This window comes from Pelagibacterium limicola, from assembly GCF_015694405.1.
GTDB lineage: Bacteria > Pseudomonadota > Alphaproteobacteria > Rhizobiales > Devosiaceae > Pelagibacterium > Pelagibacterium limicola.
The window spans coordinates 77606-96554 of the sequence record NZ_JADQDB010000002.1 but is presented as its reverse complement, the minus strand read 5'-3'; the positions used below and the strand labels follow the sequence as shown (position 1 = coordinate 96554).

The following is an 18949-nucleotide window of genomic DNA, read 5'->3' as shown; positions in this document are numbered from 1 at the left end:
GAACATTTAAAGAACACGTATAAGAGTTCAGCCTTTGTTCCGAAGATTCTCTCCAAGAGGAAGGGAACCCACCTATGCTCACGCGCAAGCAGCACGATCTCCTGATGTTCATTCATGAACGCATGAAGGAAAGTGGGATTCCCCCTTCGTTCGATGAAATGAAGGACGCCCTGGACCTGAAGTCGAAGTCGGGCATCCACAGGCTGATTACGGCGCTCGAGGAACGCGGGTTTATCCGTCGGCTACCGAACCGAGCGCGCGCGCTCGAAGTGATGAAGCTCCCGGATTCCATGAACCCCTCGCTTGGTGGGCGCAAGTCTCGCTTCGAGCCGAGCGTTATCGAAGGTAATCTCGGCAAGGTGCCTCCTCGCCCCGCTGTGACGGCGGACAACGATGCCGGCCAGCCGGTTTCCATACCGGTCATGGGGCGGATTGCGGCCGGCGTGCCCATCGAAGCCATCCAGACCCATTCGCATACCATTTCTGTGCCGCCCGAAATGCTGGGCGGAGGCGAGCATTTCGCGTTGGAAGTGCGCGGGGATTCGATGATCGATGCGGGCATTTTCGACGGCGATACCGTGCTGATCAAGAAGCAGGATACCGCCGGAAATGGCGAGATTGTAGTCGCGCTGGTCGATGACGAGGAAGCGACGCTCAAGCGGTTGCGCCGCAAAGGTAACGCCGTGGCCCTGGAGGCCGCAAACCCGGCTTATGAAACGCGCATTTTCGGGCCTGACCGTGTGAAGGTGCAGGGTCGTCTGGTCGGCCTCTTGCGCCGTTACTGATGTGTCGCGTCACTGTAGCGAATGCGCCAGTGACGGGCGGGGTCACTTATGGACGTTTTGACGGCGAACTGGTGGGCGCTTTCGTTCCAATAGAGCGCGTGAGTGCCGTAACGCTCAAGGCTTGCGGCGTCGATTACGGTCGCTGACTGGCTGCACCCTGCAGGCGCGGGCATGCGGGTGATGACGAGATCGGCAAGATCACAATCTTCCGCGAATGCGGCAGGGTCCTTCGCAAGAGCCAGGGCGAAGCCCAGCGAGGTGTCTATGATGCAGCCCAGCGCATCGCAGCCCGTCTGCTCGTGACTCGGCAGGATGGTTTCCATATAGCGTTCGGACCAGACATTCACTGCAAAGGTGCCCACGCGTCCAGCCACCAAAGCGAGTTGCCCGTCATGACGCACCGCCACGGCCTGCGTAGAATCGGCGACGAGGACATCCGGGGCCTGTTCAGCGCAGAAGAGAAAGATGACGGGCACCGCGACCAGTGGTCCCAGCAGGCGAATTCGAGTTCGGTAAAAACCGAGCCAGCCGAGCGCGGCGAAGCAGACAATCAACGCGGAGGGCGCGAGGAGCGGGCTGGGATCAAAGCCGCCGCTGAAGGCGCGTACCATTTGCGCGCACCATAACATTGCCTGGATACCCAGACCCATCACTCGGAAGCATGGCTCGTCGAGCCCGACTGGAATGAGAAGCGTCGCAAAAAGCGCCGAGGGCATCACGATGAAGGTGACGATGGGCATGGCCAATAGATTGCCGAGCAGGCCGAACGGCGCGGTCTGCTGGAAATGGTAGGCAGTGAAGGCCAGCGTTGCGAGCCCCGCGATGATGCTGGTCATCGCTATATCGAGAAAGAGTCTTAGAACTGCGTTGCCTTGCTGCGCGCGGCGCTCCCGGTTCTCGCGGGCCATTTCATAGGCCGCGATGAGCGCAATGACGGCAGCGAAGGAAAGCTGGAAACTGGCGCGGAAAATGCTCGCAGGATCGGTGAGCGCAATGATGAGGCCCGCAAGCGCCACATTGCGCATGGTCAGCGCCTGCCGTCCGAAGACAATGGCGGCAAAGATCAGCGTCAGCATGATGGTTGCGCGGATGGCAGCGATACCCATGCCGGAAATAACGAGATAGGCGACTGCGACCGAAATCCCTCCCAGGGCCGCGATGCGCTTGACCGGAAGCTGCTGGGCTGCCTGCCATGAGAGGCTTAGTGCCGCTCGCAATGCGAAAAACGCCGTTCCAGCCACGAGCGTAAGGTGCAGTCCGGAAATCGCCAGCACGTGTGCGAGGCCGACCGATGCCATAAGGGTGCGATCATCCTCAGATAACCGGCTCTGATCGCCGGTGATGAGCGCGATCGCAATCCCAGCATTATCAGGGTCGAGAACAGTCAATATCCGTTCGGCGATGGCGCGTCGGAGCCTCTCAGTGAACCGGAATAGCTCACCCTCCCCGCTGGCGATTATCCCCGACGTATCGAGGACCGCGCCATAGGCGCCAATGCCATCGAAATATCCGGTAAATTGGGCATCGTAGCTGCCTGGGGCAACTGGCGCAGGAATGGGATAAAACCGCACGCGGGCATGGACCCGGTCACCCGGTTGCACCGCCAGATTGCCGGGAACAGCGACGCGCGCGCGGCGCACACCGGGATCGTCCCTCGGGTCTTCGGCGTCAATTCCTGAAACCAGCCATCGTTGCGCCTCGCCATCGTCGAAAATGACGGCATCGATCCGCATCGTATACTGGCCGTATTTCGGCGCAGCGAGCATGGGTGTACCGAACACGGCGCCATGAAAAGGCAAGGCATTGAAACCCACGAGCGCCGCAAGGCCCATGACTGCCCAGTGCGTCCGGCGCACGAAATAAATTGCGGCGACAGCAATGCCGGCGCCACAGGCAAGCACGAACAGGTCGGGTTCGAATGGCAGAAGCCGGAAAGCAACGATCCCCGCCACGATGGCGAACGGAATCAGATTGAACGTGCGCCGTTGGCCGGCCGCGTCGTTCGTCGCGGTCCAAAACGCCGAGGCTAAATATTGTACACGACTTGCCAAAGCAGGCAGCCAGCGGTGCCCGTCGGGGGGAACTTTCCGCCCGAACGCGATCCGCCGCGGTGCCGCCCCCTCGGTCATGCCGCCCTGCCCTTGCGCTTGCCGGACGCTATGGTACACACGGGCCGATATTTTATCCAAGCGGTTATCATCGGATGTCCAAGCCTGTCGTCACACGCTTCGCCCCCTCGCCCACCGGTTTTCTCCACATCGGCGGCGCGCGCACGGCCCTGTTCAACTGGGCCTATGCGAAAAACACGGGTGGCAAGATGCTGCTGCGCATCGAGGATACTGATCGCGAACGTTCAACCGATGCTGCTGTAGCGGCAATTCTCGACGGGCTGAGCTGGTTGGGGCTCACCTGGGATGGCGAACCAATTTCCCAGTTCGCGCGCGCCGACAGGCATGCCGAGATCGCCCATGCGCTTCTCGATAAAGGCATGGCCTATCGTTGCTATTGTACGCCCGACGAGCTGACTGAGATGCGCGAAAAGGCGCGCGCCGAGGGCCGCCCGCCGCGCTATGACGGGCGTTGGCGCGACCGCGATCCCTCCGATGCACCTTCCGGCGTCAATCCTGTCATTCGTATCAAAGCCCCGGAGTCGGGCGAGATCGTGGTCCATGACCACGTCCAGGGCGAGGTGGTGTTCAAGGCCGAGAATCTCGACGATTTCATCATCCTGCGCTCGGACGGTACGCCGACCTATATGCATGCGGTCGTGGTCGACGATCACGACATGGGTGTCACCCACATTATCCGCGGCGACGATCATCTGACCAATGCCGCCCGGCAGATCGTCATCTACCAGGCAATGGGTTGGGATGTGCCCGAGATGGCGCATATTCCCCTGATTCACGGCCCGGACGGTGCCAAGCTCTCCAAGCGCCATGGAGCACTGGGCGTAGAGGCCTACCGGCAGATGGGCTATCTGCCCGAAGCGCTGCGCAATTATCTGGCACGCCTGGGCTGGGCTCATGGGGATAACGAAATTTTCTCCACGGAACAAATGGTCGAGTGGTTCTCGCTCAAGGCGCTCAACAAGGGCGCCTCGCGCTTCGATTTCGCAAAGCTCGACAGCCTCAACGCCCACTATATCCGTGCCGCCGAGCCGGTGCGGCTTTATGAGGTCATGGTGGATGCCGCCTCGGAATTGGGCCGGAACGCCGATTATGCAGGACTTCTCAACAACAAGGATACAGCGATCGCTGCGATCCCCGAATTGCAGCCGCGCGCCAAAACGGTGCTCGAACTGATCGATCTCGCGCAGTTCATCTACGCTTCGCGACCCCTGGCCATCGAGGAGAAGGCAAGCGAACTCCTCACCCCTGAATCGATCGCGCATCTGGAAACCCTTCGAGGCCGGTTCGCCGCGCTATCCGAATGGTCGGTTGCGGCAATCGACGCCGACGTGCGGGCCTATGCCGAAAGTGTCGGCGCCAAGCTGGGCAAAATTGCCCAACCCTTGCGGGCAGCGCTTACCGGGCGCACGATAAGCCCGGGCATTTTCGAGGTCATGGTGCTGATCGGAAAGGCCGAGAGCCTGGCGCGTATCGCCGACGTTACCGACAAAGGATAAGCTCGCGTCTCCGCGCTTATCCTTTGGTCTTACCTATACGTCAAGTATAGTGACGCAGTTGCGCGGCCATGCTAAATCGGCTACCGAGGAGCGACATTTCAAAGTGTTGAGAAACGTGCTCATTGCGGGCCGGCGCGCTATTATGCGCAATGCGGGCAGCGCATAACTCGGGAGATATTGCATGGGCGATAAAACAGCGAAACTCACCTTGGGCGACCAGACCTACGAGTTCCCGGTTCTCAGTGGAACGGTCGGCCCTGATGTCATCGACATTCGCTCGCTCTATGCCAAAACCGGCCTCTTCACCTACGATCCCGGCTTCACTTCGACCGCAGCCTGCGACAGCGCGATTACCTATATCGACGGCGATGTGGGCGAGCTTCTTTATCGCGGGTATCCGATCGACCAGCTTGCTGAAAAAAGCTCCTATCTCGAAGTCTGCTATCTCCTGCTTTACGGCGAACTGCCCACCAAGGCCGAGCTAGCCGATTTCGAAAACCGCGTGACCCGGCATACGATGGTGCATGAGCAGATGCACTATTTCTTCCGCGGCTTCCGGCGTGACGCGCACCCGATGGCAGTGCTGACCGGGGTGGTCGGCGCAATGGCGGCATTCTATCATGACTCCACCGACATCTCCGACCCGGTGCAGCGCGAGATCGCCTCGATCCGCATGATCGCCAAGATTCCGACGCTCGCCGCCATGGCTTACAAATACTCCGTCGGGCAGCCGTTCGTTTATCCGCGCAACGATCTCGATTACGCGGCGAACTTCCTCCACATGTGCTTCGCCGTGCCGGCGGAGGACTACAAGGTCGATCCCGTCATCGCCAAGGCGATGGACCGCATCTTCACGCTGCATGCAGATCATGAGCAGAACGCCTCTACCTCGACGGTGCGGCTTTCAGGCTCCTCGGATGCCAATCCGTTTGCGTGTATCGCCGCGGGTGTGGCGTGCCTTTGGGGGCCCGCACATGGCGGCGCGAACGAGGCCGCGCTCAACATGCTGCGCGAAATCGGCACCGTGGATCGCATCCCGGAATTCATCGCACGCGCCAAGGACAAGAACGACCCGTTCCGGCTAATGGGCTTCGGGCACCGCGTCTACAAGAATTACGACCCCCGTGCCGCCGTCATGCAGGAATCGGCTCGGGAAGTGCTGAGCCTTATGGGTGTCGAGAACAACCCTACGCTCCAGGTCGCGCAGGCTCTTGAAAAGATCGCGCTGGAAGACCCCTATTTCGTCGAGCGCAAGCTATATCCGAATGTCGATTTCTATTCGGGCATCATTCTCGACGCCATCGGGTTCCCGACCTCGATGTTCACGGCCATTTTTGCCCTTAGCCGGACCGTGGGCTGGATTGCCCAGTGGAAAGAAATGATCGGCGATCCGCAAAAGAAGATCGGACGTCCGCGCCAGCTCTACAACGGCGCGACGAGCCGGGATTACGTATCGATCAGCGCGCGTTAAAGGTACGACAAAATTCGTTCTACCGGATCATGAAGGGGTGCCTCCGGCGCCCCTTTTTCCATGAGCGTCCGAATGGCGGCGAAGGCTGCAACCTGCCCCGCGCGCGCCGCGGTGTCGTCCAGAAGTTGCTCGATGGCGGCCTTGGCGCGGGCCGGGTCGCCCTTTTTGACGAACAGAATTTCCGGGGTCACCTCGCGACCTGCGATGATATTGGGCAGGCCAATATGGTTTGTATCGGCCTTTTCAAACATGCGGACCTGGGCGGGCTCGGCTACATAGGTCAGGATGTGGGGTACGCCTGCAAGGGCGAGTTCGAGCGTTGCAGTGCCACTGACTGCGAAGGCCGCTACGGCCTCGGAAAGCGCCTGCAGCCGTGCCGTTTCGCTGCTGACGACCTCGACATCCGCGGGCCATTCGGCAACTTCGCGCACGAGCTTTGCGTGCAGCGAGGATAGCGTGGGGATGACGAAGCGCGTTATCGCCGGGTGCTGGCTCAGCCCCGTGGCGAGTTCGCGCATAAGCGGGAGGTGGCGGCGGAGTTCACCGCGACGGCTGCCCGGCAGCAGAAGCAGCGGCCCGCGTTCGGGCTGATAGGTGCGGAAAGGAAACCGCGCGAGCGCTGGATGGCCGACATACACAGTGGGCGGGCCGGCGAGCCTTTGCATGGCTTGCGGCTCGAACGGGAGGACACTGAAGACCTCATCGTATAAAGAGGCGATCTTTTTCGCCCGCTCGGGCTTCCAAGCCCATACTGCAGGCGCGACGTAAAGAAAGATGCGCCCGCGATAGCCGTGCTTGCGCAGCCGGCTGGCGACCACCTGTGAGAAGACCTGCGCATCGATCAAAATAACAATGTCGGGCCTATTCCGTTCGATGAAGCGAACAACTTGGCGCGCGCGCCACAGGAGGAGCGGGAGACGAGCGATGACGTCGGCGTAGCCCATGACCGCGAGGTCGTCGATCGGGAACAGCGAGTCCAGCCCCTGGCGAGTCATGGCTTCCCCGCCCACGCCGGAAAAGCGGATATCGGCACGCTTGCGCAACCCGGCGATCAGTTCGGCCCCTATGCGGTCCCCTGAAGCTTCGCCCGCCAGAATGAAGGCACTAGTCATGGGATTCCCTGAGGCCGACGATCGCTATATTGGCGCGGTTCGCCGCGGCTATGAGATCCTCGCGTTCGATCATCAGCGTACGCCCAGCCTCAACGACAATGCCCGCGATACCCGCCTCCGCTGCACCGGCAATGGTATCGGGCCCAATAGCGGGCAAGTCGATATGAACGGGTTGGCCGGGTTTGGAGGTTTTGGCAAGCACGAGGCGCGCAGCGCCGTCTCCAACGAGCCCCGACGCGCGAAACATGCGGATGCGTGCGATCAGCGCGTCGGTGCCCGCGATGTCCTCGAGAGCCAGAACGCGTGACCCCGATGTCACGAGAGCCTGTCCGAGATCGAGCTCCCCTGCACGCCGGGCTGCAGCAAAGGCGTGGCGCATTGCAGCAAGAAGATATTCATCCGGAACGATGGTTCCGAGCACACCCTCCTCAGCCAGAAGGTCCGCCACGATCTCGTGCACGCCGATGAATGGGATGCCGAGCATCTTGAGAAGTTGCGCGCCGAGTTGGGACAGCTTGCTGTCGCCCCTGTTCTCCCGACTGTCGTCACCCGCAAACGTGGCAAGGTTTTCCCTATCCTTGTCGCCCAGATGCATTCCGCCCACAGCGCAGACATGGGTCGCCCTGAAGGCCCGGATTTCCCTAAGGACCAGATCGGGACGCGAGACTTTGATCTGAAAGGGATTTTCCTCCGCCAGATCGTCGCGCGGATGAAGCGTGAGAACGCGGACCTGCCAGCCCGCCTCACGGGCAGCCGCAATGGCGCGCAAGGGAAGCGCGCCAGAACCCGCAACCAGTGCGAGACGTCGTTCTCCGATCATTCCTCTAGGCCGGAACCGTTTCGCGGCATACAAAGGGCGCGTTCGGACGGTTTGCGGATGAAGGTGATGACGTCCTCCACGAGCTTTTCGCCCTTGAAAATCTCCGCAGCGTCCTCGACGCGCTCGCGCAAGGTGCCTTCGTTGGAGAAGATCATGCGATAGGCGGCGCGCAGGGTGTGGATCGACTCCCGATCGAACCTGGCGCGCTTGAGGCCTACCAGATTGAGGCCGCCGAGATATGCCCGGTTGCCCAGGACCGAACCATAGGGAATAACGTCGTTGTCGACAAAGCTCATGGCACCGACAAAGGCATGGGCGCCGATGCGCACGAACTGGTGGACGCCGCACATCCCACCGAAGCGCACATAGTCGTCGACGACGCAATGGCCGGCCAAGCTCGCCTGATTGGCCATGACGACATTATTGCCCACGCGGCAGTCGTGGGCGATATGGACGCCGACCATGAGCAGGCAATCGTTACCGACCCTGGTTTCCATGCCGCCGCCGGTCGTACCGGGATTTATCGTCACGTATTCGCGGAGGACACAATTCTCTCCGATCAGGACGACGCTTTCCTCGCCCTCATATTTGAGATCCTGCGGTTGCTGGCCGATGGACGAGAACGGATAGAGTTTGGTTCCCGCACCTATATTCGTGCGGCCCTCGATGCACACATGCGACAGGAGATGGACCCCGTCTCCCAGCGCCACATTGTCTCCGATGATGCAGTATGGACCGATGACCACGTCATCGCCGAGCACTGCCGAGGGGCTGACGATGGCGGTTGGATGAATGGAGGCTGTCACGATTCAGCCTTAACGATCATCGCCCCGATTTCGGCCTCGGCATAAACCACGCCATCTACGATAGCCTTGGCCTCGTAACGGCCCACAGTCTTGCGGCGGTGAATTTTCTTGATGTGATATTCAAGCTTGTCGCCCGGTTTGGCGGGCTTGCGGAATTTCACATTGTCGATGGTGAGCAGATAAACGATGTGCTTGCCGCCCGCCCGATTCTCAAGATTGATGACGATGGCCCCTGCCGTCTGGGCCATCCCTTCGATGATGAGCACGCCAGGGAAAATCGGCTCGCCAGGGAAATGACCCTGGAATTGCGGCTCATTGAAGGTGACATTCTTGATACCGACCGCAGACTCATCGCCGTCGATATCGATGATCCTGTCGATCATCAGGAAGGGATAGCGATGCGGCAACGCCGCCAGTATCGCGTCGATCTCCATCGTTGAGAGCTGCGCCAACTCGTTCTCGCGTTCTTCGCCCACCAAGCTCACGTCTTGTCCCCTTTTGCCAATCGCCGAATCGCAGCGATCTCGCGTTTCCACATTCTTACGTCCTGCGCAGGCGCTCCGCCGACGGTTGAGCCGGGAGCAATATCGTGGGTAACGCCGGAACGCGCCATTACCACAGTACGGGCACCAATGGTCAAGTGCCCGGCAGTTCCAGCGCCGCCGCCCATGACGACCCCGTCCTCAAGGATGGTCGAGCCACTGAGGCCGCACATGCCTGAAATCACGCAGTTTCGACCTATTCGGCAGTTATGGCCCACCTGAACGAGATTGTCGATCTTGGTCCCCTCGCCGATGGTCGTGTCGCCAAGCGTGCCGCGATCGACCGTGGTGTTGGCTCCGATTTCCACGCGATCCTGGATGATGACCCGACCCAACTGCGGGATTTTCTTGTGGATGTCACGGCCCATCTGAAAGCCGAAACCTTCCGCGCCAATGGTGACACCCGGCTGAAGCACAACGCCGTTGCCAAGGTGTGCGCATTCGATGACGACGCCCGCCCCGATCACGCAATCGCGGCCGATGGTTACGCCGGCGCCGACAACCGTATTGGCGCCAATGATCGTTCCTGAGCCGATTTCACTCCCCGCTCCGAGTACCGCCCCAGTGCCGATGACCACACCCTCCTCCACCATTGGCTTGCGCACGCTTTGGATGGCGGTGCCAGCCGCGACCCGGGCAGTATCGTCCGGGTAGAGGACGTTGAGAATGTCAACGAAGACGCCATATGGATCAGCGGCCACGATAGGCACCGTTCCCGCGGGCACAGCATCGACCAACCCTTCCTTGACGACGACGGCCGCCGCGACGGTGCGGCCGAGACGTCCGCGATAGGCTTCGCTCGCTGCGAACGAGACCGAGGCCTCGCTTGCATCGTCGAGGTCGCTTGCCCCGTGCACAAGAATTTCCCCGGCACGCGTCTCGAGGAGACCAGCGTGACCGGCTTTCTCACACAGAAGCGCAAGCGGAAGGGGATCGATGCAGTGATGGAAGCGGGTGTCGATCATTTCGGCCCGATGGATGAAAAAGAAACCGCGGGGCATCGTGCACCGCGGTTTCGAAGCTGTCTATCGTTGCCGACTGCTAGAAAAGAGTCGACATGGTCAACTGGAAGACCTGCGTGCGGTCATGCGTATCCTTGTCGATGACGTGAGCGAAATCGCCACGCAGCGGCCCCATCGGCGAATCCCAGATCAGCGACGCGCCAACTGACGACTTGATCGGATTGCTGACAGCATCAACCGGAGCCCCGGCAACGTTGGGAAGCGCGCTATCGAGCCAGGCAACGTCGCCCCAGACTGCGCCGCGAATGCCCCAAGACTCCGGCAGCATCGGGATCGGGAAGTCGATCTCAGCTGACAGGCCGGCATACGCCAACACACCCACAGGGTCGCGACCTGCACCCGAAAGCCGGGCACCCATGCCGGCGCCAGCAAAGCCGCGCACAAGATTGGGCCCGAGCATGAAGGCTTCGGACGGATGGATACCGGCACCATCAAGGTCGGTGATTGCACCGGCCTGTCCACGGATGCTGCCCACGACGCCCATTTCTTCCCAAAGCGGGTAGTAGGCGCGGGCACGAACCTCAGACTTGAGGAAGTTATGGCTAAGCCCGGCATATTCCTGCGAGAAGGACAACACCATGCCCTCAGTCGGACGCCGCTGATTGTCCACCGTGTTGTAGGCGAGCGTATAGCCGACCATTAGCTTGTCGAGAGTCATGCCGTCGGTGATGTACGGCGGCGCGGGCTGCCCGCGATTCTCTACAACCGGATCGGCCGGGTTGGTGCGCACGTCCGTGAAATATTTCTGCTCATATCCGATGTGCGTAGTGAGGGTCACATTCTCGACGATGGGCAAGCCGAACCGCAGGCGCGCGCCGGTGGTCTCGATCCCGTAGCTATAGAGGGTTTCTTCGCTGACGACGCGGCGATAGGCATCGACGCCCGCCGAAATCCTGAGACCCATGAAGCGTGGTTCGGTGAACGAGAAGTCGTACGTCTCGCCGGTTTCCGAACGCCCCACGGCCAAGCGGAGGTACTGACCCCGGCCAAGGAAATTGCGTTCTGTAAGAGAGATTTCGCCGAAGATGCCGTCGGTCGTGGAATACCCGCCGCCGATACCATAATCACCTGTGCTGCGTTCGACGACGGCGACATTCAGCACGACCTTGTCAGGGGCACTGCCGGGGCCTGCAGTGACCTGCACCGATTCGAAGAAGCCAAGCGCCTCGATGGCCGCACGGCCACGGGTGACCATCGTGCGGTTGAAAGGATCGCCTTCAGCAAAGTCGAACTCGCGGCGGATGACGAAATCGCGCGTCCGCGTGTTGCCCACGATATTGATGCGTTCCACATAGACGCGCGCGCCTTCGTCCACCAGATAGGTCACGTTAAAGGTGCCGGTGGCGATGTCGCGATCAAGGCGCGGACGCACCTCGGCGAAAGCGAAGCCCTGCTGGGTCGCGCGGACGGCGATAGCTTCCGCCGACTTGTTGAGATCGGAGAGCGAATACCGGTCTCCCCGGTTGGTGCGGATACCGCCCCGCAACGCATCGGCATTGATGCCCGGGATAGAGGTTTCAATGGCGATATTACCGAACTGGTACCGCTCGCCTTCTTCGATCGTGAAGTTGATGAAATAGGCGTTACGCGTGGCATCGAACTCGGCAACTGCAGAGAGAACGCGGGCGTCGGGGAAGCCACGGTCGGCGTAATAAAGACGAATCAACTCGCGATCGACCGCCAAGCGGTCTTCGTCGTAAAGATCGTCGCGGGTCAGCCAGCTCAGAAGATGGGATTCCTTTGTAAGAATCGCCGACTTGAGCTGGTTGGCGCCCATGGCGTTGTTGCCCGTGAAGTTGATCGCAGCCACGCCGGCGCGATCACCCTCGTTGATGACGAACACAACGCGCAGACGGCCATCGGCTGCCGTTTCTGTGCGCGTGGTAACGGAAACGTTCGTATAGCCTGCCTGGTCGTAGGCGGCCTGAATGGTCTGAATATCGCCGGCGATACCCTCCTGGGTATAAACGCGCCGGGTCGCCACATCGACCATGGTGTTCAGCTGAGCCGTGGTGAACCGGCGATTACCCTGGAAGGCGACCGAAGAAACTGCGCTGCTTTCGACGACCCGAACGTTGAGAGTCGAACCCGACATCGCCACCGTAACGCTCTGGAAGAGCCCACTGGCAACAAGCGCCTGGCGCGAAGCCTCGATGTTCGCCGGCGTTGCCTGCTGGCCCGCGCGAACTGCCAGGTAAGAAAGGATGGTCGCTTCATCGACGCGGACATTGCCCGTGACCGAAATCTGATTGACCGTCTGGGCTTGCGCCTGGGTAGTTCCGAACAACGGCACCGCCTGCCCCGTAAGCGGCGCAACGGAAACGAGCGCCAGAGCGAGAAGGGTGCTGCGCAAAAGCTGGTACGATTTGGTCATGATTATTCTTGCTTTGCCTTGTGGGACAGTCCCGGGAATCGCACAAAGGCACGGATTCCCCCGATACTCCGAGGAGTTGTTTTACCCTTTTTTGCAGCCAGAGCAAGGACAAGACCCTGCCCGGAGGCGGAAAAGATTGGAGAGCATGTAATCATGCAACACCGCTAACCCCTTGATTGACAGTCCGAGCTAAATCAGATCGTTGACCAGCGTAAAGACCATCAGCGTACATACCAGCGCAAAACCGATACGATATCCCACTTCCTGAATCCGCTGGCTCAGTGGGCGCCCGCGCACGGCTTCGATGGCGTAATATACCAGGTGACCACCATCCAACATCGGTACTGGCAACAGGTTAATCAGGCCGATGTTTAGCGATAAAAGTGCAGTTAGGTTAACCAATGCTAACAGGCCCAGAGTCGCTACTTCGCCCGAGACCTGGGCCATGCCGACTGGCCCGGCAATCTGGTCCAGATCCCCACGTCCGACAAAAAGATCGCCGAAAAACGCCAGAGTGCGATCAATAATGAAACGAATCTCCTCGAAGGTCATGCCGACCGCTTCGATTGGGCTGGGATGATAGAGGACAATGTCGTTCTCCCCCACGTCCCGTGTCACACCAATGCGTCCCACCTTCAGGTCGCGGCCAAATCGCGTGGTCGTCGTTTCGCTCGCAGGAACGACGACAATGTTCATCACCTCGCTTGCCCGCTCGATCACGACGGTGACCTGCCGCTCGGGTGCCGTCGCGACGAGCCGCTGGAAATCCTCGAACCCGCGAACCTTGAAGCCATCGACAAATAGCACCCGGTCACCGGACTCGAAGCCGGCGATGGCGGCTGGCGAATCCGGAACGACACCGGAAATGACGGGATCGAGCGTCAGCCTCCCGTATCCGAGCAGCATGGCGTAGAGAATCAGGAACGTGAAGATTACATTCGCTGCCGGGCCTGCCACGACCACGGCCATGCGCTGCCAGACGTTCTTGTTGGCAAAGAGTGTCCTGGCCGTCTGCTCGTCGTATTTATCGTTCACATCAGGATCGGGAACGCTGGCAACGTTCATGTCGCCGGTAAACCGGACATACCCGCCGAGCGGAATGGCCGAAAGCTTCCAGCGTGTACCGCGCCGGTCGGTCCAGCCGAGAAGCTCCGGTCCGAAGCCGATCGAGAAGGCATCCACGGCAATTCCGTTCCAGCGGGCGACGAGATAGTGCCCCATTTCGTGGACGAACACGATGACGGTGAGTACGCCGAGAAACGGGATTATGTAGTTGAGAAAGAAGGGGAGAGACCCGATCATCGCGATGCCTTCATGGTGAATGCCGCCGAACGTCTGCGCCGAGAATATGGTGCAAATGCGCCCTCAGGTGACCGCCTACCAAAAGAGAATGCCCTGCGGAACCGCACCCAGACCACGGTTGGCAAGTCCGATCAGCCATAAGACGACAGCAGCGACTGCAAGACTGTCGATACGATCCATCAGCCCGCCATGCCCGGGAATGATGTTTCCGCTGTCCTTCACCGCAAACCGGCGCTTCACGGCACTTTCGGCAAGATCGCCCAACTGGCCCGATATCGAAACCACCACGGCGATCAGGAGACCTATGGCGGCCGACGATTGCGAGCCCAGTGTGTATCCGGCCAACCACCAGACCACCATCCCGCCCGCCGTGCCGAGGGCCAATCCCCCAGCAGCGCCCGACCACGTCTTGGACGGCGATACGTCTGGCGAGAGCTTGGTGCCGCCGATAAGGCGGCCGGCGAAATAGGCGCCCGTATCGGTAAGCCACACCACGGTTACAAGGAAAATCCCTGCCCAGATACCGGCAGCCGAACTGCCTCTGATCGCGAGGAAAGCGATGGCGACTGTCCCGAAAAACAGCACTCCGGCGAGTCGCCAGTGCCGGTTTGGCGCCTTGATCAGCAGCGCGGCAAGCACGGCCACCGATACGACGACCGCACTGGCCCAAGCGCCATTCATGGGATGCGCCAAGGCTACAATCGACAGCAGCCCGATAAAGAAGGTACCTGGCCAGCCCGCTTCCCGGCCGGAAATCATCTTTTCCCACTCGCGATACGCTCCGGCCATAACGAGGCCGACCACTAACGCAAAGGGAATCCATCCCGCTACAAGAGCAATTGCAGTCAGAGGAATGAGAACGATCGCCGACAGCAATCGCGGGAGCAGATCGGGACCGAAAGGCCAAATCGAGCGCTTTTTCGTCCGCGTCTTGCTCCGCTTGTCCTTCACGTCCCTATTCCGCCAAACCTTCGATCCCGCTCCGTGAAGGCTTTCAAAGCCCGGACGAATACCGATTCGTCGAAATCGGGCCAGTTCTCCTCCACGAACACCAGTTCGGCATAAGCTGACTGCCAAAGCAAGAAGTTAGACAGCCGCATTTCGCCGCTGGTCCGAAGGATGAGATCGGGGTCCGGCAGGCCAGCCGTCGATAGGTGGCTGCCTAAGGCGATTTCATCAATGCTTCCCGGGTCGAGTTCGCCCGAGGCGACCTTGACGGCCAGGGCCCTCACGGCAGCAGTGATTTCGGACTTGGCACCGTAATTGAAGGCAATGAGGAGATTTAGCCCGGTATTGGCTGCGGTCTTAACCTCGACATCCTCTATGATACTGCGCAGACCGGACTCGAGACTCGCTCTGTCGCCTATGATGCGTACGCGTACGTTCTGGCGGATCAACCGGGCGAGATCGGAAGCGACGAACCGACGAAGCAGACCGAAGAGATACTTGATCTCGTCGGGCGGGCGGCGCCAATTTTCGGACGAAAAGGCGAAGAGTGTCAGGTAATCGACACCATAGTCGATGGACAACTCGACCGCTCGCCGAACGGCTTCAACGCCCGCTTTGTGGCCCTCCATCCGGCTCAGGCCGCGCTTTTGGGCCCAGCGTCCATTACCATCCATGATGACGCCGATATGTGCCGGAATCTTAAGGTTAGACCTTTCCGTCTCGACCGAAGCGATAGCCGGATTGATTGACATGGCGTCCCCTGCGCAGTCTTAGAGCCGATAGACAGCTCCGCTAGACTTGCATGATTTCCTGTTCCTTGGCGGCGACGAGAGTATCAATTTCAGCAATTGCCTCGTCGGTCGCTTTCTGCACTTTGTCGGAATTGACGCGGGCCTCATCCTGCCCCATTTCGCCATCCTTTTCGAGTTTGCGCAGCAACTCTATGCCGTCGCGGCGTACATGGCGCACAGCAACGCGCGCCTGCTCGGCATATTGGTGCGCAACTTTGGACAATTCGCGGCGACGCTCTTCGTTCAATTCAGGCAACGGGACCCGGATGGTGGCGCCTTCGGCCATCGGGTTGAGGCCCAGATTGGACTCCCGAATGGCTTTCTCGACAGCGCCTGCCATCGAACGGTCCCAGACCTGAACACTGAGCATGCGCGATTCCGGAACCGAAACCGTCGCGACCTGATTGAGCGGCATTGCCGAGCCATAAGCATCGACCATGATGGGTTCAAGCAGGCTGGCACTAGCTCGGCCCGTTCTGAGTCCCGCGAGATCGCCCTTCATGGAGTCGATCGACTTCTTCATGCGAGTGCGCAGGTTTTCGAGTGAGAACGCTTCAGACATGTGCTTCTCCCTTATATTGTCCCGCCGCGCCAGGAGGGCTCTGAACGGGACTTCTGATATCGACCGCCAGATCCACCCAATAACGGCTTCGGACCAGGCGCAAAAGCTCTTTGTGCGCCAGACATACTACTAACCGACCCGCGTACTGGGGGCACGGCCATCGAGAACGCCAGCAAGTCCTTCGGGGGTGGAAAGCGCATAAACGATGATCGGCAATTGGTTGTCACGTGCCAACGCAAAGGCTGCGGTGTCCATGACACGCAGATCTCGGGAAATGACTTCCTCGTGGGATATCGTCTCGAAGCGCTCCGCCTGCGAATCCTTTTCGGGGTCGGCGGAATAAACACCATCGACCTTGGTGCCCTTCAAGAGCACGTCGCAGCGCAGTTCAATGGCCTTGAGCGCCGCGGCAGTGTCGGTCGTAAAGAACGGATTGCCGGTGCCGCCGGCACAGATGACCACGGCGCCACCCTCGAGCGCAGCGATGGCACCGCGTTGCGTGAAGGTGTCCGCGATTGATGGCATCGTCACCGACGAGAAAACGTGGGAACGTCCCCCTGCCCGGCGCACCGCATCGCCTAAAGCGAGCGAATTGATCACCGTGCCCAGCATGCCCATGTGGTCGCCGATCACGCGATCGCCGCCCTTTGCGGCCACGGCCATGCCGCGGAAGATGTTGCCGCCGCCAATAACGATCGCCACCTGAACGCCCATGCGGGCGACGTCGACAATCTGCCGGGCGACGTCATTAAGGAACTGGGGCTCTATTCCATATGACTGGTCTCCGGCGAGGGCTTCGCCGGAGACCTTCAAAAGTACGCGTGTATAGCCGGTTTTGGACATGCCTGCCCCGCTCTAGACAACCACAAACAACGAATCCCGAAGTAAATCCGGGCTACGTTACTGGGAGCTAGCAGCGGCGGCAACCTCGGCAGCGAAATCGGCTTCCTGCTTTTCAATGCCTTCGCCCAACGCATAGCGAACAAAGCCGGTGACCTTGATCGGCGCGCCAGCATCCTTCTCGGCGTTGGCGACGGCCTGGGCCACGGTGTTCTCGCCGTCGATGACGAAGACCTGCGCGAGAAGCGTCACTTCCTCGTAGTACTTGCGGATCCGTCCCTCGACCATCTTTTCGATGATGTTGTCGGGCTTGCCCGAAGCCTTGGCCTGTTCGACGAACACTGAACGCTCACGCTCGACCGCAGCGGGATCGAGATCCTCGGAGGACAGCGAAAGCGGATTGGTTGCCGCGATGTGCATGGCGATCTGCTTGCCGAGCGTTACGAGCACGCCCTTGTCGCCCGACGATTCGAGACCCACGAGAATGCCGATACGGCCGAGTCCTTCAGCAATCGCCGAGTGCACATAGGTGCCGACGACGCCCTGTGAGACCTCGAGCACGGACGAGCGACGCAGGGTCATGTTCTCGCCGATCTTGGCGATGGCTTCTGTGAGCTCTTCGGAAACCGTGCGGCCGGTGCCCGGATAGGCTGCAGCGGCAAGCGCGGCAACGTCTCCGTTTACCCCGAGCGCGAGCTTGGCAGCATTGGCGACGATAGACTGGAACTGCTCGTTGCGGGCCACGAAGTCGGTTTCGGAGTTGATCTCGACGATAGCGGCACGGTTGCCCTCGGAGGCAATGCCGACGAGACCTTCTGCAGCGACGCGATCGGCTTTCTTGGCTGCCTTGGCAAGGCCCTTGGAACGCAACCAATCAACGGCCGCTTCGATGTCGCCGTTGGTTTCGGTGAGCGCCTTCTTGCAGTCCATCATGCCCACGCCGGTCATTTCGCGGAGGGTTTTTACGTCTGCAGCACTAATTGACATCTGGATTACCTCTTTATCGGCCGCAAGGCCCGAGCAGGCTCGGACCTTGCGGTTTCATATCGTGCGTTGCGTGTCGGTCCGATGACGGACCCTTAAGCCTGAACGGCTTCGCTTTCTGGCGTTTCGGCAGCCAGGGCGGGCTCTTCGAGCACCTCGGTGGAAGCACCAAGATCGCGGCCCATTGACGATGAGGAGCGCGAAATGCCGTCAATTGCAGCCTTGGAAATGAGCGACAGGTAAAGCTCAAGGGCGCGCGCCGCGTCATCATTGCCCGGAATCGGGAAATCAACGATGTCCGGATCACAGTTGGTGTCCACGATGGCAACGACCGGGATGCCGAGACGACGGGCTTCCTTGATCGCGTTGGCCTCCTTATTCGTATCGATCACGAACAGCAGGTTGGGCACATTGCCCATATCCTTGATGCCGCCGAGATCGCGCTCGAGGCGTTCCTGCTCGCGGCTGCGCTGCAGGCGTTCGCGCTTGGTGAGGCCCGAAGCGCCTTCGGCTTCGAGAGCTTCAAGCTCACGAAGGCGGGCGATCGAGTGGGAAATCGTCTGCCAGTTGGTCAGCATACCGCCGAGCCAGCGGGAATTGACATAATACTGAGCGGACTGGCGGGCAGCTTCGGCGACAAGCGGGGCGGCCTGGCGCTTGGTGCCGACGAACAGCACGCGGCCACCTTCGGCGACCGTATCGGAGACGAGTTGCAGCGCGCGATACAGCGCGGGCACGGTCTGGCTCAGGTCAATGATATGGATATCGTTACGAACGCCGAAAATGAAGCGTTCCATCTTGGGGTTCCAGCGGTGCTTCTGGTGGCCGAAGTGGACACCGGCTTCAAGAAGCTGGCGCATGGAAAAATCTGGCAATGCCATTGCGTATTCCTTTCCGGTTTTGCCTCTGCAAAGGGCGCATGGACGGTTTCCCGCCACCGGATCGGCCCCGTTCGGTCACGGAAC

Annotated in this window: 17 protein-coding genes; 3 read left to right on the top strand and 14 right to left on the bottom strand. The window is 60.3% G+C overall.

The features are described from left to right. Nucleotides 1-74: 74 nt before the first annotated feature. A complete protein-coding gene (gene lexA / locus I2G20_RS03425; protein WP_196258294.1) occupies nucleotides 75-785 on the top strand; it encodes a transcriptional repressor LexA in 711 nt (236 codons plus the stop codon). On the opposite strand, the gene I2G20_RS03420 is transcribed toward lexA, so the two are convergent. After that, entirely contained in the window at nucleotides 779-2914 is a 2136-nt protein-coding gene (locus tag I2G20_RS03420; protein WP_196258293.1) for a ComEC/Rec2 family competence protein, read from the bottom strand. The two genes, lexA and I2G20_RS03420, sit on opposite strands and share 7 nt — an antisense overlap. A 74-nt stretch (nucleotides 2915-2988) precedes the next feature. On the opposite strand from I2G20_RS03420, the gene gltX reads away from it, so the two are divergent. Together gltX and gltA are read left to right on the top strand one after the other, a co-directional pair. Then, nucleotides 2989-4410: a glutamate--tRNA ligase gene (gene gltX / locus I2G20_RS03415; RefSeq protein WP_196258292.1), complete on the top strand. Its 1422-nt coding sequence runs from the start codon at nucleotides 2989-2991 to the stop codon at nucleotides 4408-4410. A 181-nt stretch (nucleotides 4411-4591) separates the two neighbouring features. Further along, nucleotides 4592-5881, top strand: coding sequence for a citrate synthase (gene gltA / locus I2G20_RS03410; RefSeq protein ID WP_196258291.1), 1290 nt, complete (start codon nucleotides 4592-4594; stop codon nucleotides 5879-5881). On the opposite strand, the gene I2G20_RS03405 is transcribed toward gltA, so the two are convergent. The 13 genes from I2G20_RS03405 to rpsB all read right to left on the bottom strand — a co-directional run bounded on the left by I2G20_RS03405 (nucleotide 5878) and on the right by rpsB (nucleotide 18865). Beyond that, nucleotides 5878-6993, bottom strand: coding sequence for a lipid-A-disaccharide synthase (locus I2G20_RS03405; protein WP_196258290.1), 1116 nt, complete (start codon nucleotides 6991-6993; stop codon nucleotides 5878-5880). The genes gltA and I2G20_RS03405 overlap by 4 nt on opposite strands. Further along, the gene (lpxI, locus tag I2G20_RS03400; protein ID WP_196258289.1) at nucleotides 6986-7813 is read right to left on the bottom strand and encodes a UDP-2,3-diacylglucosamine diphosphatase LpxI domain-containing protein; all 828 of its coding nucleotides are present in this window, start codon (nucleotides 7811-7813) and stop codon (nucleotides 6986-6988) included. The genes I2G20_RS03405 and lpxI overlap by 8 nt, the downstream gene beginning before the upstream one ends. Then, on the bottom strand, nucleotides 7810-8619 hold the full coding sequence (gene lpxA / locus I2G20_RS03395; RefSeq protein ID WP_196258288.1) for an acyl-ACP--UDP-N-acetylglucosamine O-acyltransferase: 810 nt from the start codon (nucleotides 8617-8619) through the stop codon (nucleotides 7810-7812). The genes lpxI and lpxA overlap by 4 nt, the downstream gene beginning before the upstream one ends. After that, nucleotides 8616-9053: a 3-hydroxyacyl-ACP dehydratase FabZ gene (fabZ, locus tag I2G20_RS03390; protein ID WP_196258788.1), complete on the bottom strand. Its 438-nt coding sequence runs from the start codon at nucleotides 9051-9053 to the stop codon at nucleotides 8616-8618. Before fabZ ends, lpxA begins: the two co-directional genes overlap by 4 nt. Before the next feature lie 47 nt (nucleotides 9054-9100). Further along, entirely contained in the window at nucleotides 9101-10162 is a 1062-nt protein-coding gene (gene lpxD / locus I2G20_RS03385) for a UDP-3-O-(3-hydroxymyristoyl)glucosamine N-acyltransferase (protein WP_196258287.1), read from the bottom strand. A gap of 40 nt (nucleotides 10163-10202) precedes the next feature. Next, complete coding sequence (gene bamA / locus I2G20_RS03380) at nucleotides 10203-12557, bottom strand: outer membrane protein assembly factor BamA (protein ID WP_196258286.1); 2355 nt, start codon at nucleotides 12555-12557, stop codon at nucleotides 10203-10205. A gap of 189 nt (nucleotides 12558-12746) precedes the next feature. Further along, entirely contained in the window at nucleotides 12747-13859 is a 1113-nt protein-coding gene (gene rseP, locus I2G20_RS03375) for an RIP metalloprotease RseP (protein WP_196258285.1), read from the bottom strand. A 75-nt stretch (nucleotides 13860-13934) separates the two neighbouring features. Continuing rightward, entirely contained in the window at nucleotides 13935-14810 is an 876-nt protein-coding gene (locus tag I2G20_RS03370; RefSeq protein WP_196258284.1) for a CDP-archaeol synthase, read from the bottom strand. Further along, a complete protein-coding gene (uppS, locus tag I2G20_RS03365; RefSeq protein ID WP_196258283.1) occupies nucleotides 14807-15559 on the bottom strand; it encodes an undecaprenyl pyrophosphate synthase in 753 nt (250 codons plus the stop codon). The genes I2G20_RS03370 and uppS overlap by 4 nt, the downstream gene beginning before the upstream one ends. A 40-nt stretch (nucleotides 15560-15599) precedes the next feature. Next, a complete protein-coding gene (gene frr, locus I2G20_RS03360) occupies nucleotides 15600-16160 on the bottom strand; it encodes a ribosome recycling factor (RefSeq protein ID WP_196258282.1) in 561 nt (186 codons plus the stop codon). Between the two features lie 129 nt (nucleotides 16161-16289). Then, a complete protein-coding gene (gene pyrH / locus I2G20_RS03355) occupies nucleotides 16290-17003 on the bottom strand; it encodes a UMP kinase (RefSeq protein ID WP_196258281.1) in 714 nt (237 codons plus the stop codon). A gap of 57 nt (nucleotides 17004-17060) precedes the next feature. After that, entirely contained in the window at nucleotides 17061-17987 is a 927-nt protein-coding gene (tsf, locus tag I2G20_RS03350; RefSeq protein ID WP_196258280.1) for a translation elongation factor Ts, read from the bottom strand. A 92-nt stretch (nucleotides 17988-18079) separates the two neighbouring features. Next, entirely contained in the window at nucleotides 18080-18865 is a 786-nt protein-coding gene (rpsB, locus tag I2G20_RS03345) for a 30S ribosomal protein S2 (RefSeq protein WP_196258279.1), read from the bottom strand. Nucleotides 18866-18949: the final 84 nt, after the last annotated feature.

Coding starts and splice junctions, on each gene's coding strand:
- lpxD (WP_196258287.1), bottom strand. CDS start 10,162: ATGCCCCGCGGTTTCTTTTTCATCCATCGGGCCGAAATGATCGACACC.
- rseP (WP_196258285.1), bottom strand. CDS start 13,859: ATGATCGGGTCTCTCCCCTTCTTTCTCAACTACATAATCCCGTTTCTC.
- lpxI (WP_196258289.1), bottom strand. CDS start 7,813: ATGATCGGAGAACGACGTCTCGCACTGGTTGCGGGTTCTGGCGCGCTT.
- gltA (WP_196258291.1), top strand. CDS start 4,592: ATGGGCGATAAAACAGCGAAACTCACCTTGGGCGACCAGACCTACGAG.
- I2G20_RS03420 (WP_196258293.1), bottom strand. CDS start 2,914: ATGACCGAGGGGGCGGCACCGCGGCGGATCGCGTTCGGGCGGAAAGTT.
- pyrH (WP_196258281.1), bottom strand. CDS start 17,003: ATGTCCAAAACCGGCTATACACGCGTACTTTTGAAGGTCTCCGGCGAA.
- gltX (WP_196258292.1), top strand. CDS start 2,989: ATGTCCAAGCCTGTCGTCACACGCTTCGCCCCCTCGCCCACCGGTTTT.
- bamA (WP_196258286.1), bottom strand. CDS start 12,557: ATGACCAAATCGTACCAGCTTTTGCGCAGCACCCTTCTCGCTCTGGCG.
- frr (WP_196258282.1), bottom strand. CDS start 16,160: ATGTCTGAAGCGTTCTCACTCGAAAACCTGCGCACTCGCATGAAGAAG.
- rpsB (WP_196258279.1), bottom strand. CDS start 18,865: ATGGCATTGCCAGATTTTTCCATGCGCCAGCTTCTTGAAGCCGGTGTC.
- I2G20_RS03405 (WP_196258290.1), bottom strand. CDS start 6,993: ATGACTAGTGCCTTCATTCTGGCGGGCGAAGCTTCAGGGGACCGCATA.
- tsf (WP_196258280.1), bottom strand. CDS start 17,987: ATGTCAATTAGTGCTGCAGACGTAAAAACCCTCCGCGAAATGACCGGC.
- uppS (WP_196258283.1), bottom strand. CDS start 15,559: ATGTCAATCAATCCGGCTATCGCTTCGGTCGAGACGGAAAGGTCTAAC.
- fabZ (WP_196258788.1), bottom strand. CDS start 9,053: ATGGAGATCGACGCGATACTGGCGGCGTTGCCGCATCGCTATCCCTTC.
- lexA (WP_196258294.1), top strand. CDS start 75: ATGCTCACGCGCAAGCAGCACGATCTCCTGATGTTCATTCATGAACGC.